The organism is Streptomyces sp. NPDC002133 (assembly GCF_040296405.1).
GTDB lineage: Bacteria > Actinomycetota > Actinomycetes > Streptomycetales > Streptomycetaceae > Streptomyces.
Window position 1 is genome coordinate 38,360 of record NZ_JBEOXF010000036.1, and the last position, 14,908, is coordinate 53,267.

General features: G+C 67.9%; 8 protein-coding genes and 5 pseudogenes. 9 read left to right on the top strand and 4 right to left on the bottom strand.

The genetic code is table 11. The features are described from left to right. The 7 genes and pseudogenes from ABT078_RS27810 to ABT078_RS27840 form a co-directional block, all read left to right on the top strand. The coding region (locus tag ABT078_RS27810; protein WP_351232348.1) for a Pls/PosA family non-ribosomal peptide synthetase at positions 1 to 2,385 on the top strand (2,385 nt) is incomplete at its 5' end. Positions 2,386 to 2,418: 33 nt separating this feature from the next. After that, positions 2,419 to 4,725, top strand: a pseudogene (locus tag ABT078_RS27815) (non-ribosomal peptide synthetase); the annotation flags it as partial. Positions 4,726 to 4,931: 206 nt separating this feature from the next. After that, the gene (locus ABT078_RS27820; RefSeq protein WP_351232352.1) at positions 4,932 to 6,527 is read left to right on the top strand and encodes an acyl-CoA ligase (AMP-forming), exosortase A system-associated; all 1,596 of its coding nucleotides are present in this window, start codon (positions 4,932 to 4,934) and stop codon (positions 6,525 to 6,527) included. Positions 6,528 to 6,580: 53 nt separating this feature from the next. Then, positions 6,581 to 7,393 (top strand): annotated as a pseudogene (locus ABT078_RS27825) (alanine racemase); the annotation flags it as partial. A gap of 26 nt (positions 7,394 to 7,419) precedes the next feature. Further along, positions 7,420 to 7,761: a type III PLP-dependent enzyme domain-containing protein gene (locus ABT078_RS27830; protein ID WP_351232421.1), complete on the top strand. Its 342-nt coding sequence runs from the start codon at positions 7,420 to 7,422 to the stop codon at positions 7,759 to 7,761. Between the two features lie 43 nt (positions 7,762 to 7,804). Further along, positions 7,805 to 8,074: an acyl carrier protein gene (locus tag ABT078_RS27835; RefSeq protein ID WP_351232354.1), complete on the top strand. Its 270-nt coding sequence runs from the start codon at positions 7,805 to 7,807 to the stop codon at positions 8,072 to 8,074. Between the two features lie 479 nt (positions 8,075 to 8,553). After that, positions 8,554 to 8,724 (top strand): annotated as a pseudogene (locus ABT078_RS27840) (PepSY domain-containing protein); the annotation flags it as partial. A 1,018-nt stretch (positions 8,725 to 9,742) separates the two neighbouring features. Here the strand turns inward: ABT078_RS27840 and msrB are convergent. Then, positions 9,743 to 10,141, bottom strand: coding sequence for a peptide-methionine (R)-S-oxide reductase MsrB (gene msrB, locus ABT078_RS27845; protein ID WP_351232356.1), 399 nt, complete (start codon positions 10,139 to 10,141; stop codon positions 9,743 to 9,745). Positions 10,142 to 10,545: 404 nt separating this feature from the next. Continuing rightward, positions 10,546 to 11,052: a peptide-methionine (S)-S-oxide reductase MsrA gene (msrA, locus tag ABT078_RS27850; protein WP_351232358.1), complete on the bottom strand. Its 507-nt coding sequence runs from the start codon at positions 11,050 to 11,052 to the stop codon at positions 10,546 to 10,548. Positions 11,053 to 12,025: 973 nt separating this feature from the next. On the opposite strand from msrA, the pseudogene ABT078_RS27855 reads away from it, so the two are divergent. Beyond that, positions 12,026 to 12,283: pseudogene (locus ABT078_RS27855) on the top strand (transposase); the annotation flags it as partial. Between the two features lie 330 nt (positions 12,284 to 12,613). After that, positions 12,614 to 13,117: a molybdenum cofactor biosysynthesis protein gene (locus tag ABT078_RS27860; protein ID WP_351232423.1), complete on the top strand. Its 504-nt coding sequence runs from the start codon at positions 12,614 to 12,616 to the stop codon at positions 13,115 to 13,117. Between the two features lie 172 nt (positions 13,118 to 13,289). Here ABT078_RS27860 and ABT078_RS42880 read toward each other — a convergent pair. Together ABT078_RS42880 and ABT078_RS27870 are read right to left on the bottom strand one after the other, a co-directional pair. Beyond that, positions 13,290 to 13,683 (bottom strand): annotated as a pseudogene (locus ABT078_RS42880) (IS701 family transposase); the annotation flags it as partial. A 490-nt stretch (positions 13,684 to 14,173) separates the two neighbouring features. After that, complete coding sequence (locus tag ABT078_RS27870) at positions 14,174 to 14,848, bottom strand: hypothetical protein (protein ID WP_351232360.1); 675 nt, start codon at positions 14,846 to 14,848, stop codon at positions 14,174 to 14,176. Between the last annotated feature and the right edge of the window lie 60 nt (positions 14,849 to 14,908).

Here is a 14,908-nt window from a genome sequence, read left to right on the forward strand (position 1 = left end):
GCCCGGGTGCGCAAGCAGGCCGACCTGCCGGCGGTGTCGATGCCGGACATCTACAAGCACCCGACGATTCGAAGGCTTGCAGCCGCCCTCGCCAACACCAAAACCGACACCAAAACCAGGCCTGCCTCGCAGCCAGCAACTCCGGCGGCTCTCAGTGAGCCGCCGAGGCGGGCGCGCAATGGTGAGTACGTCCTCTGCGGGGCGTTGCAGCTCCTGTTCCTCCTCGGCTACCCCGCCCTTACCGCGATCGTCGCGGTGAAGGGCTACGAATGGGTCTCGGCCAGCCCGACCCTGGTCGACATCTACCTGCGGGCGGTCGCGTACGGCGGCGCGATGTTCCTCGGCCTCTGCGCCCTTCCGATCCTGCTCAAGTGGGTGCTTATTGGCCGGTGGAAGCGGCAGCAGATCCGCGTCTGGAGCATGGCGTACTTCCGCTTCTGGCTCGTCAAGACCCTGGTCCAGCGGAACCCGATGGCGCTGTTCGTCGGTTCACCGCTCTACGTGCTCTACCTGAGGGCACTGGGCGCGAAGGTCGGGCGCGGCGCCGTCATCTTCTCCAGGAACGTGCCCGTGTGCACCGACCTACTCAGCGTCGGCGACGGCGCGGTGATCCGGAAGGATTCGTTCTTCAACGGCTACCGGGCCCACAACGGCATCATCCAGACGGGCGCGGTCAGCCTCGGCAAGGACGCGCTCGTCGGCGAGATGACGGTGCTCGACATCTGGACCTCGCTGGGTGACGGGGCCCAGCTGGGGCACTCCTCCTCGCTGCACGCCGGACAGACCGTGCCCGACGGGGAGCGCTGGCACGGCTCCCCCGCGCAGCCGACCGACGTTGACTGCCAGCGGATCCCCACGATGGACGTCAGCACCCGGCGACGGGTCGTCTTCGCGACCGTGCAGCTGGTGAACCTGCTTCTGGTGGGTACGCCGCTGACGTTCGTCATCGTGGTCCTCGCGCTCACGAAGGTCCCGCAGCTCGTCACGCTGTTGGCCGCGGGACCGGTCTCCTTCACGAGCTGGGCGTTCTACCGCGACGACGCGCTGGTCATATCCGCCGTGCCCTTCTTCGGCGCCGTGCTCGTCGGCCTCGTGTTCGTGGGAACCGTTCCGCGCGTGCTGAACCTCTTCATCAAGCCGGACAAGGTCTACCCGCTGTACGGATTCCACTACTGGATCCACCGCGCGATCGCCCGCACGAGCAACAGCAGGTTCTACATGACTCTCTTCGGTGGCACCTCCTACATCGTCCACTACCTGCGTTGGCTGGGCTACGACCTTCGCGGGGTGCGGCAGACCGGTTCGAACTTCGGCGAAATGGTCAAGCACGACACCCCGTTCCTCAGCGCGGTCGGCAGCGGAACGATGGTCGCGGACGGGCTGTCCATCATCAATGCCGATTTCTCGAACACGTCGTTCCGGCTGTCCCGCGTGTCGATTGGGGCAGAGAACTTCCTTGGGAACATGATCGCCTATACCGCGCAGGGCAAGACGGGCGACAACTGCCTCCTCGCGACGAAGGTCATGGTTCCCGTCGACGGACAGGTGCGGGAAGGCGTGGGCCTGCTGGGCGCGCCCAGCTTCGAGATCCCGCGGTCGGTCAAGCGTGACAAGCATCTCGACGTGGGGAGCAAGGACGAGCTGCGCCGCCGCCTCCGGGCCAAGAACGTCTACAACACCATCAGCATGGCGCTGTTCCTGCTGGTGCGCTGGATCTTCATCTTCATCGTCACCGTGCTCTACCTGGCCGCCATTGACCTCTGGGCCCCCCTGGGTGCGCTCGCGTTTGCACTGGCCACCGCCGGGGTCTTCGTCTTCACCGTCGCCTATAACGTCCTGGTCGACCGGCTGTTCCGGCCGCTGCAGGCCTTGCGGCCGCAGGGCTGCTCGATCTACGACCGCGCCTTCTGGCGGCACGAACGCTTCTGGAAAGTGAGTTCCCTCGCCTATGTCCTCGTCTTCAATGGCACCCCGCTCAAGAACGTGATCTGGCGGCTGCTGGGTATGCGGATCGGCCGCCGGGTCTTCGACGACGGCCTCCGCGTGCCCGAGCGGACGTTCACCACGATCGGGGACGACTGCACCCTCAATGTGGACACCATCATTCAGTGCCACTCGCAGGAGGACGGAGGATTCAAGTCGGACCGCATGGTGATCGGTGCCGGCTGCACGCTCGGTGTCGGCGCATTCGTCCACTACGGCGTGACAATGGGCGACGGCGCGGTGCTCGCCACCAGCTCCTTCCTCATGAAGGGCGAGGAAATGCCACCGCACGCACTGTGGGGCGGGAACCCGGCCCAGAAGATGCGCGAGCAGTCGGCTGACCTTCAGGTGCGCAGGATCAGCCTCGACGACTGCGCCGCCGTGCTCGTCCGCGGCGGCTGACACCCGGCAAACGTGGAACGTAGGGACGATTCGATGGACAATCGGGTTGAAACCGGCCGGGAGTTCTGGCGGGCTGTCCTGCGCGCGGGCGGCGCGACCGCGATCCCGCGGTGGACGCTCGACCCGGCACCGGGCGTCGCCGAGCACGTCGCGACCCTTGATGACGACCTCGCGGCAGGCGTGCGCCAGCTGGCCTACGAGCTGGAGCTGCCGCTGCACTCGGTGGCGCTGGCCGCGCACGCGAAGGTGCTGGCGGCGCTGTCCGGCGAGCAGGACGTGGTGATCGGCTACGCGGCCAGGCCCGGTGGGCGGCCGCTGCCCTGCCCGCTCACGACCGAAGCCCGCTCCTGGCGGTCGCTGCTGCAGGACACCGCTCGGGTCGAGTCGGACCTGCTACAGCACAGGGACTTCGCGGTGGACGAGCTCAAGCGCGAGCTGGGCGTGGCCGGGCCGGCGTTCGAGACCGAGTTCGACCCGATCGGCAGCCTCGACACCGGCGGCAAGATCAGCACTGACCTCGCCGAGGACGCCGTGCTCCGGGTGGCGCTCGCGACCCCCGGCGGCCGCCTCGCGCTGCACCTGCACTACCGCACCGACGCGCTCGACGCGGGCAGCGCCGAGAGGATCGCCGGCTACCAACTCACCGCCCTCGCGCTGATGGTCGCCGGCCCGGGCGCCGAGCACGGGCGGGCGAGCCTGCTGTCGGACGAGGAGCTGCGCTTCCAGCTCGACCGGCTGGCCGGGCCGCGCCGGGAGCTGCCGGACCGCCGGTTCCACGAGCTGTTCGAGCAGCGCGTGCGAATGCACCCGGACGCCGTCGCGGCCGTGCACCGCGACCAGCAGTGGACCTACCGGGAGCTCAACGCGCACGCTAACCGGCTGGCGCGGGCACTGCTGGCGCGTGGCCTGCGCCGCGAGGGCGTGGTCGCGGTGGTGACCGAGCGGAGCCTGGACTGGATGGCCTCCGTCATCGCGATCTTCAAGGCCGGTGGCACGTGTCTGCCGATCGAGCCGTATTTTCCGGCCGATCGGATCGCGACCACGCCGGCGCGGGCCGAGTGCACGCTGGTGCTGACCGAACCCGGCACCACCATGCTCGACAAGGCCCTCGACACGCTGCCCGGCGTGCAGAAGATCATCATCGAGGAGGCCTGCGCCGAGGGCCATGCCGACGACGACCTGGGCGTCGCCGTGGCGGCCGATCAGCTCGCCTACATCTACTTCACTTCCGGCTCCACAGGCGAGCCCAAGGGGGCGATGTGCGAGCACGCCGGCCTGCTCAACCACCTCTACGCCAAGATCGACGACCTTGGGGTGGGCCCGGCGCACGGCGCGCCCGTGGTCGCCCAGACCGCGCCGCAGTGCTTCGACATCTCGCTGTGGCAACTGCTGTCGGCGCTCCTGGTCGGGGGGCGAACCCTGATCGTCGAGCAGGAGGTAATCCTCGACGTCGCGCGGTACGTCGACACGATCGTCCGCGGCCGGGTCGGCGTCCTGCAGGTCGTCCCGTCCTATCTCGAGGTCGTGCTGACCTACCTCGAGCAGTATCCCCGGAAGCTTCCAGACCTGCGGTGCGTGTCGGCCACCGGCGAGGGGCTGAAGAAGGAGCTCGTGCAGCGCTGGTTCGGGTTGTACCCCGAGATCAGGCTGGTCAACGCGTACGGGCTGACCGAGACCTCCGACGACACCAATCACGAGATCATGACGCGGGTGCCCGAGTCCGACCGGATCCCGCTCGGTCCTCCTATCCACAACGTGCACGTCCACGTTGTCGACGAGCACCTGTCCCCGGTGCCCCTCGGTGCCCCTGGCGAGATCGTCTTCTCCGGGGTCTGCGTCGGCCGCGGGTACGTCAACGACCCCGAGCGCACCCGGCGAGCCTTCATGGCCGACCCGCACCGGCCGGGCCAGCGACTCTACCGGGGCGGCGACCACGGCCGCCGGCTGCCCGAGGGCAAGCTGGAGTTCCTCGGCCGCCGGGACACCCAGGTCAAGATCTCCGGCTTCCGGATCGAGATCGGTGAGATCGAGAACACCCTGCTGCGGGTGGACGGGGTCCGCGACGGCGCCGTGGTGGTCGCCGAGCGGGCCGACCGCAGCAAGCACCTGGTGGCCTTCTACTCCGACCCGCGGCCGCTCGAGGCCGAGGTCCTGCGCCACCGGCTGGGCGAGTCGCTGCCCGGGTACATGGTCCCGGCGATCTTCCACTGGCGGCAGAGCCTGCCGCTGACCGGCAACAGCAAGATCGACCGGAAGTCACTGACGGCGCTCGGCGGAGAGCTCGCGGAGCTCGAGGTCGCCGAGGAGGACTACCACGCCCCGAGCACGCCTGCTCGCCGACCGTCAAGGTGAACGCCGGATGACCACGTCCCTCGTGCGACCGTTCGCGGTCATCTCCGGTGCCCAGGTCCACCGCGCGAGTTGTCGAACCCCCGCGTCCAGCGCCCAGGCGATCCCGGCCCTGCCCTCGGAGACGAGCCGGCGCAGGGCCGAGGGCTGGGATTCGTGGGCTGCCAGGCAAAAGCGACAGAAAGGAATCCGCCGAAATGATCATCCGATTGCCGGACCTCGTTGCGAGGTCCGCCCAACGCAACCCCGGCGCGCCCGCCCTGACCGCACGGACGACCACGATCTCCTACACCGATCTGCACGAGCGGACGGAGCTCGCGGCCGCCGGCCTGCGCGACCTCGGCCTCGATGGTGGCGAGCGCGTCGCGGTCTTCCTCGACAAGAGGATCGAGACCGTCGTGGCGCTGCTCGCCTGCTCGCGGGCCGGTGGCGTGTTCGTCCCGGTGAATCCCGTGCTGCGGGCCGGGCAAGTGAGGCACATCCTCGACGACTGCGCCGTGCGGGTACTGGTGACCTCCACGGACCGGCTGCGGACCCTGCGCGCCGAGCTCGCCGCCTGCAAGTCACTCTCCCACGTCCTCGTGCTGGGCGACTCGCTTGTTGAGGACGAGGAAGCCCCTTACCGCGTGCTCCCCTGGTCGAAGGTCGCCGAGCCCGCGAGCCAGGCCGTGTGTCCTCCGACGGGCGGCGTCGACACGGATGTGGCCGCGATCCTCTACACGTCGGGGAGCACCGGGGCCCCGAAGGGCGTCGTGCTGTCGCACCGCAACCTCGTCGTCGGCGCGGAGAGCGTCAGCACTTACCTGAACAACACGGCAGAGGACCGAATCCTGGCCGTTCTCCCGCTGAGCTTCGACGCCGGACTGAGCCAATTGACGACCGGCTTCTGCGTCGGCGCCCATGTGGTGCTCGCCAACTACCTGCTGCCGGGGGATGTCGTCCGGCCGTGCGCGAAGCACCGCATCACCGGGCTGGTGGGCGTACCGCCGCTGTGGATCCAGCTCGCAGCCCAGACGTGGCCGTCCGAGGCCGTGGCCGGGGTGCGCTACTTCGCAAACACTGGGGGGCGACTCCCGCGCGTTACCCTGCAACGACTGCGAGCGATCTTCCCGACCGCAACGCCATACCTGATGTACGGCCTCACAGAGGCGTTCCGCTCCACCTACCTCGATCCCCGGGAGGTCGACCGGCGGCCCGATTCGATCGGCAAGGCCATCCCGAACGCCGAGATCCTCGTGGTCCGGGAGGACGGCGGCCTGTGTGGTCCGGGAGAGCCGGGTGAGCTGGTGCACCGAGGTCCGCTTGTCACGTTGGGTTATTGGAATGACGCGGAGCGCACGGCCGAGCGGTTCCGGCCGCCGCCGAACCGTCCGGTCGAGCTGTGTACGCCCGAGCTGGCGGTCTGGTCCGGCGATGTCGTCGTCCGCGACGAGGAGGGCTTCCTGTACTTCGTCGGACGGCATGACGACATGATCAAGACATCGGGATATCGGGTCAGCCCGCAAGAGATCGAGGAAGTGGCGTACGAGACTGGCCTGGTCCACGATGCCGTCGCGCTCGGCCTCGAGGACGAGGCACTTGGCCACCGGATCGTCCTCGTCGTGACACCCTGCGATCCCGCCGGCTTCGACCCGGCCGCGGTGACCGCACGCCTGCGGCAGGAACTACCCGGCTACATGGTGCCCGCCGAGGTGGTGGTCCTTGGTGTCCTGCCCCGAACGCCGAACGGCAAGTTCGACCGGGCCTTCCTTCGCCACGAGCTCACCGCCTCCCGCCCTCAGGTGCCCGCATGACCGCAGGCGCCTACGCGCACCCCACGATCAGCCGGTTCGCGATCGCCGACGGCATGCTCCGCATCGGCGGCCTCCCGGTCGGGTTGCTCGCTGAGCGCGCCGGTGCCACCCCGTTCTTCACCTACGAGCGCACCGGCCTCACCCGGCGTGTCGAGGAACTGCGCCGCGCCCTGCCGGACGACATCCACCTCAGCTACGCGGTCAAGGCCAATCCGATGCCCGCCGTGGTGCAGCACTTCAGCAGGCAGGTCGACGGCTTCGATGTTGCATCGGCAGGCGAGATGGCTGTCGCGCTGGACACGCCGATCCCTGCTGACCGAGTGAGCTTCGCAGGACCAGGCAAGACTCCTGCGGAGCTGAGTCGCGCCGTGGCGGCCAGGGTGACGATCAGCCTCGAATCGGAGACTGAAGCGTTGCGGGTGGCGGCCATCGGGGAGTGGCTGGGTGTGCGGCCCCGCGTCGCGGTCCGCGTCAATCCCGACTTCCAGGTCAAGGGCTCGGGCATGCGCCTCGGCGGCGGCTCGCAGCAGTTCGGTGTTGACGCTGAGCAGGTGCCCGCGCTCCTCACCCGGCTAGCGGCGATGGACCTCGACGTCCTCGGCTTTCATGTCTTCGCCGGCTCGCACAACTTGTACGCCGATATCCTTGCCGAGGCCCACGGCAGGACCGCCGACCTCGTCGTGCGGCTCGCCGGCGCAGCCCCACAGCCTGTCCGCTACGTCAACCTCGGCGGTGCGCTCGGTATCCCGTCCTTCGAACGCGACCAGGCGCTGGACCTCGCGACCATCGGCGACAACCTCGCTGCGGTGATGTCCGAGCGGCTCCGCCCCGCGCTGCCCGAGGCGCGGATCCTCCTCGAGCTCGGCCGCTTCCTGGTCGGCGAAGCCGGCGGATACGTCACCCGAGTCGTCGACCGCAGGAGTCGCGCAGCCACACCGTCCTCGTCGTCGATGGCGGCCTCCACCACCAGCTCGCTGCCTCGGGGAACTTCGGGCAGGTCATCCGCAAGAACTACCCGGTCGCCATCGCGAACCGAATGGGCGTCCCGGGTGCTGAGACTGTCAGCGTCGTCGGGTGCTTGTGCACCCCGCTGGACCTGCTCGCACGTGATGTCTGCCTCCCGCGTGCCGAGATCGGCGACCTTGTGGCGGTCTTTCAGGACCGCGCCTACGGGATGACGGCCAGTCCCACAGCCTTCCTCGGCCATCCGACACCGACGGAGGTGCTGGTGTAGATCGCAGGCCGCCGGGTCTGCACGACCGATGAGGAGAAGCCATATGACTCGCTCGCCAGAGATCTCGCAGGCGATTTTCGAGGACGTCAAGGCCGTCGTGGTGGTCACGCTGGACATCGAGGACCAGGCCGATGACCTCGGGCCGGAGACGGGACTATACGGCAATCTTCCTGAGCTCGACTCGCTCACCGTCGTCAAGCTCATCGTCGCATTGCAGAAACGGTTCGGGATCGAGATCGAGATCGAGATCGTCGGTGACACCTTCGACACCCTCGGGCGGCTCGCGGCCTTCGTGGAGTCCAAGGTGCGCTGAGAGCCGCTCCGCGGAGTCGAGTACTAAACCCGGATCCACCGTCCGGATCTGTTGAAGAGCGACGTGCCCAGAAGATCAGACGCCCTCTGACCAGGAACGATGTGTCTTGCGACGGAGACATCAACCTGATCGAGAAGGCATCTGACTGGATGCGAGCATCTCATGACCCTTGGCGCGTGTCCGTGACCTTCGACGAGCCGAACCTCGTGCCCGCGGCGGGGCTCCAGCCGGCTGCCCTTGCCGGAAACCTCGTCCGCCCAGGTCACGCGGCATGTTCGTACTCGTGGAGGATGCCGCCCAGGCGTTCACGCCTGCGTATGTCGAGGCGGGTGATCTGCCCTGGATCGGTGATCGCAAGGGGTGCAGCGGTCGCGCGTTCGCGATGCCCTGATGCGGCCTATGGGAAGTTGTAGAACCGCTCGAACTCCTGGAGGCGGTCGACGTCGCTCATACCGATGGGCCGCGCCGCGCCGTCCAGCCGGACCCCGGCACGGGGGATGTGGCGACAGCTGCCCCTGCCCGTGCTGATCCTCGGTGTTCCGGCCGTCGTCGCACTCGGCTGGGCACTGCCTGTCCTGGGAATCACCCTGCTCGGATTCCTTGTTGTGGACATCACGGTTGGGCTCGTCCGGCGCGCCCGCCCTGCATAGCGCCGTAGCCGAGCCAGGCAGCGAGTGTTACCGGCTCGGCAGGCGGGGCCAGGCCGCGAACACCCTATGCCGGCGATCCCGTCCATCGACGCACTGGTCGCTACACCGGGCAAGGCCCCCGTCCGTGGCGAGTCGGGCAACCGCGCAGGAGCGCCGTTCGCCACCTCACGGAGGCGGCCCTTGCCGAACACAGCAAGGTCGCGCCGCCGCTCGGAAGCCGCTCGCCGCGTACCCGCACCACCCCACGTAACGCGAATTGATGCCGAGTGGGAGTTACCGGCTTCGTCGATAGCGCAGGCCGGGACTGGCCGGCCTCGCAGCGAGCGCCGAAAGATCATCAACGGCAGGTCCACAAGATCCGCACCGTAACCCGCGCGCGTACGCGGCGGAGACGTGGCGGGAGGGTGCGCGGAAGGGGTGCCGGTACGGTCGGACCGTACCGGCACCCCTTCGCCGCCCGGAGGAGATTCCGCCCCAGGCAGGAAGAGCTCCCGGCCTGGGGCGGGTGTCAGCTCGTCAGGTAGACGTCATTGACGGTCTGCTCAACGGCGTTGCCCTGATTGTCGACGGCCACGGCCTTGAAGGAGACGCCGCCCCCGCCGCGCGAGGGTTGGTGACCAGGACGGCACCGTTGCGCACCGCCAGCTTGTGCCAGTGGGCACCCTTGTCATAGGAGGCCCGCACACTCAGGGACTTGAGGTTGCGACCGGCCGCGGTTCCCTTCACGCTCACCGGCACCTTCATCTTCGCCCCGTCCCTCGCGGACGCTCACGTCGTCCCGCGTCTGCGGGCCCCTCGCTGGAGTGCCGCTGGCCGGACAGTCGGCTCCGCGGCCGCGGGGATGGTCCCTAGACCACGCGCATGTCCCGCTCGACGGCCGCTGCTGGGCCGAGGAGTTCGACGCCTCCGCCCCTGACACGGCCACCGCCCTCACGTGTGAGCGCTGCTGGAGCAGCTGGGCGAGGGCTGACCGCCAGGGGCGGGACCGGTGATCGGTCGGGGCCGATCCTGGGAGCGCTCAGCTCTCGTCCGGCTCCAGACGCAGCGAGATCGAGTTGATGCAGTACCGCTGGTCGGTCGGGGTCGGGAAGCCCTCGCCCTCGAAGACGTGGCCCAGATGCGATCCGCACCGCGCGCACCGAACCTCCGTGCTGGTGGAGGTTTCCGGGATGAGTTCGACCGCGTCGGTGTCCTTGGGGTCGTAGAAGGACGGCCAGCCGCAGTGTGAATCGAACTTGGTGTCGGAACGGAACAGCTCGGCCCCGCAGGCCCGGCACGAGTATGTGCCGACCGTCTTGGTGTTCGTGTACTCGCCGACGAAGGGGGGCTCGGTCGCTGCCCGGCGCAGCACTGCGTACTCGCCCGGGGTCAGCTCCGCACGCCACTGCTCGTCCGGCTTTTCGACGTCGTACGTCATGAAATACGCCTCCTCGGCTGTACAGGCGGGCCAGTACGTCCGGACCGAAGTCCATAACGTCGCCCGCGCCATGGGAAAGAAAGAACGGGATCGCGGGGCTTCGCCATCCCCGCGATCATCTGATGGCCGCTGTGTCCCTCACCGCCGTGACCGGCCGCCAGAAACCGAACAGCTGCCGAGCACGGCAGTTGATGCCGGCAAGTACTCCGGGTCACCCGCGCCGAACACCTGGTGCCGTATCCGATGACGGCATGCCTGAGCGCGTCCCCGACGCCGTCCCCTGGGCAGCGCGACTACCCGCAGTGGCACGGAGCCGACGGGGAACACGCCGCGGGGCGGCCGGGTTCGTCCGGCCGCGCCCTTGGAAGGTCGTGCAGGTGCGCCGCGCGTTCCTGGAGCCGACCTCACGCCTCCACGCGCTTGGGGAGCCGCCAGTTCGGACGGACAAAGTGGCAGGTGTAGCCGTTCGGGTAGCGGCGCAGGTAGTCCTGGTGCTCCGGCTCCGCCTCCCAGAACTCGTCGGCGGGAACCACCTCGGTCACCACCCTCCCCGGCCACAGGCCCGACGCGTCCACATCGGCGATGGTGTCCTCCGCGACCCGCCGCTGCTCCTCGTCGAAGTAGAAGATGGCGGACCGGTAGCTGGCGCCCATGTCGTTGCCCTGCCGGTTCTTCGTGCTCGGGTCGTGAATCTGGAAGAAGTACTCCAGGATCGTTCGGTAGTCGGTCACGTCGCCGTCGAAGACGATCTCGATCGCCTCGGCGTGGTTGCCGTGGTTGCGGTACGTGGCGTGGGGGACATCGCCGCCGCTGTACCCCACTCGGGTGCTCTGCACACCGGGGAGGGACCGGATCAGGTCCTGCATGCCCCAGAAGCATCCACCTGCCAGCCACGCCTTCTGCTCGTTCATGTTCACAGTCCGTTTCTTCGAAGTTCTTCCATTGAGGACAGGTCCCGTATCCGGTGACTCATACCGGAAGCGGGGCCTTGCAGCGGGGTCGGCCGACCCCGCCGGCCCGCGCGCGCGATCAGACGGCGACCGCGTTGATCGCCATGGGCGATGTTGCCGCGGGTCGCCGTGGAGCACGGGGCGCAGCGGGCTGGGCAGCCCTGGCCTGGTCGACACCGTCGATCTCGAGGTCCAGGAGCCCTGCGAGAAAGTAGCCGTCAGCCCGCGATCGAGGGTTGGCTCGGCGTTGATCTCGGGGCTCCACCACGCTTCGTCGACAGCGCCAGGCCTTCGGCGCACTGGGCCCGGCCGCCACTTACGGTCGGCACTGGCGATTCCGACGGCGATGTCGGTGTTCGATGTCACACTTCCCCCCGAGAGGGAAATGCGATACCCGCCCGGGCGATGACGCTATGGTGCCAGCCCCAGAATCACCTGTCAAGGGGGTGACGGTCTCGGGTCGGATCGGTCCTCATAGACCGTACGGTGCCGTACCAGGCGGGTACGCAGGGTGAGCAGGAGTAGTGGCGGCGGCCTACAAGTGAGCGCGACCATCGGGCAGGGCCAGGTGCGGCTTCGATCATTTCAAGGAACAGCGGTTGGCGACCGGCTGCGGAGCCAGTTGTCGATCAGCCGGCTTGTGAATGTCGAAGGGAAATGACGACACTGTCGAGTCCGCGAACGCGGGACGGTCGGCTGGCCGTCGAACGGGTCCACGACGCGCGACGTCCAGCGCATCCTCAGCACTGAACGACGCCGGGGAGTCTCCGCCCATGGCATTCACCTACCGTCTCCGTACGCTGTGCCTCATATCCGAATGGCGCTACAACGAGACGGCTGAGCAGCTCACCGACTGGGTAACCGTAAAGCGAACCAAACTCAACATCGGTGCGAGAAAGCAGCAAACTCATTTCCCAAGGGTCGTACCCCGATCGTGCGCCGCACGGGGAACTGCTTCTCGGTCCACGCGATGTTCGCGATCAGCACCAAGGGGGCGCATTCACTTCATGGCATTCACGCGGACTTTCGACGCGCGTGTCATGTGCGCTTCCCGGAGCGCCTCATCTGCCGCTTCGACCGCGAGGTCCACCGTGCGATGGACGGGCACTTCGCCCACCGTTCCCGTGCGGTCCGCGACTGGCCGGCCGAGCACGCCTACCAGCTCGAACTGCACTTCCTGCCGTCATACTCACCAGAGCTCAACCCGGACGAGCTGGTCCATGCCGATCTCGAGCACAGTCTGCCCATACGTGGCCGGGCCCGCGACCAGGCCCACCTCTCCGCAGAAACCGCAGGTCTTCCGGTGCCGGCGCCGGCCGCACATCGTCTGCGGCTGTTTCTACGGCCCCCACGTCCGCTATACGATCGAATAGAACCTTTGAGTTTCCGATCAATAAATAGGAACCCGTTTATCGAGAGCTCAGCAAGGCATTTTCAACGGATCACTCCCAGTCCGTTGAGGCCGAGTGTCGCTCGCGCGATCGCCGATCCCGCAGGGGATCAGCGTAGGCTGGTGGGCATTATGGCAGTGGTGGAAGTCGTTCAGCTTTTGGTCTCGCCCGTGCACCGGTGTACGGGGCGGCCCTCCGACGGGCCGTCCCCGGCACATGACGGCGAACTCGTCTCGCGTGCGGAGATCCGGGCGAACCTCGGCATCGTCGGTGACCGCTACTTCAACCGACCGGCCCATCGCAATGCCGCCGTCACGCTCATGGCCGCGGAGAACCTCCCCGTGGACATCAACCCGGCAGTCGATCTCCGGCTGACGCGTCGCAACGTCCTGCTCCGGGGGATCGACATCGACGCTCTCGTGGGCAAAACCGTGTCACTCGACACCGGTGAGGGCCCGGTTCTGCTGTCCGTGCGGCGTCCCGCCAGGCCCTGTGCCTGGATGGACACCTTCATCGGTCCGGGGGCGCACCGCGCTTTGCGTGACAAGGGCGGTGTGCGGTGTACGCCGCTGACGGACGGATGGCTCACTCTGGGGCCGGCTGAGTTCAAGGTGCTGCCCTCCGTCCCGGGGTGAGGCCCCGATCGGTGAGGCCCCGATCACGGCCGACGCCGGCCTCGTCGACGACGGGGTACTGCTGGACTCCAGAAGCACCCGGTACATCCACCCTGCGCAAGGCCGAAGCGTGGCAGTTGCTCAGATGCCTCCCTGCTCGACACCGCCGACCAGTACCGGTGTGCGGGAGGTGCTTCGTGGCGAACGGCACCGTGTCGTCGATCCGGCCGCCCGGCAGCGGTCGCGGGCATCCGTCCAGGTCTTCGGGACATACAGTTCCCGGTCGATCAGCGCGCGCCCCTTGGCCGAGGCATAGACGAGGAAGGTGCCGACACATGGTCACACATCGTCGCGAACCGCGTCCTCTTCCCACTCGGAGTGGTTGAGCAGGCGCTGCACACCGTCCGTACGAAGCTGACCGACCTGCTCGGCCAGGTCCATCCGTTCTTCCTCTCCAGCGGCGCCAGCGGGCACGTCATATAGTCCAGAGCCCGATCACGCGGCTCCGACCTGCCAAAACGTCCCGCGAACCGGGCATGCAACCCTGCTATGCCCTCGGACCAGGACTCAACCTGCTCAACCGTCAGCGACTCGTCACACTGTCAGACAACGAGCACCAACACCGACCCGTCACGCGGACGTGTGACGATCCGTGCGGCTCTCAGTACGGATGCAACGAAGCTCCGGTTGAAGACGGATGACCTTGCCAAGTCGTCGTCCGCAACCGGAGCTTCGATGTGCCGTCAGTCTGCCACCGTCTGCTTGATCAAGTCGCCTTCGCATCAGCACCGCGCGTTGCCGTCGTTTGCCGAGCGTCTGGCGGTGCTGCCCGATCCGCGTCGGCGGCGGGGAGTGCGTCACCTGTTCGTGGCGGTGCTGCTGGTCGCTGCGTGCGGTGATGGCCAGGGCCCGTTCCTGGACCGCGATCGGGCAGCGTGGTCTTCAGCACCGCCGCGAGTGCCTTGGCCGCCGACCAGCACCTCGAGCCGCTGGTCGAGTTCCTGACCGCCCGCTACGGTCGGCGCTTCGACATGCAGGACATCGACCATGCGGCCGACTACCAGGGCTCCGGCCGCCTCAACCCGCCGACCGTCGTGCTTCGTCACTGGGGAAGCGCGGCTGATAGCTGCGGGAGACCTCGTGCACCTGGCGGAGGCCGAGGAACCCGAGGACGACCGCGGTCACGATGGCCGTGGCGGAGGCGACCAGGATCCGCAGGGTGTCCCCGGCGCCAGCGGCCTCGCAGACCACCGCGGCCAGCACGCCGGTGACGACGGAGTTGATGACGCCGACGACAACAGGTGAGCCGGACAGCCAGTGCGTCACCCCGATCCGGCGGCGGAAGCTGTAGGTCGTCCAGATCCCAGGCCGGTCGTCGTGGTGGCTCGCGATGAAGTACGGCTCGAGCTCCGGTGCGAGCTCGACGTACGCGTGCCGCAGCCGGTTCATGCCGATGATTAGCCACGTGTCCTCGATGTCCGCCTCGATCAGACGGAAGTACGTCCCGAACCCGACGAGCAGGACGACCGGCAGCACCAGCAACGCGAACGTCGTGAACCCCGACCCGAACCCGGTCACGTTGGCCACCAGCGAGAGCGCCACCACCGCGGCCGACAGCACCGTCAGATACGTCCCGGTCCGGCTGAAGATCTCGTGCCACGTCATGCTCCGCGTCGCCAGCAGACTCCAGTGCTCGGTCGCCAGAAACTGCGCGTGCGGCGTCCCGGCATCAACACCCTTGAGTTCTCTCATCCCCCGAGTGTGACCTCAGTCGTTCGACGAGTCTGAAGGGCCCGCCGGTGGTGTCAGCGG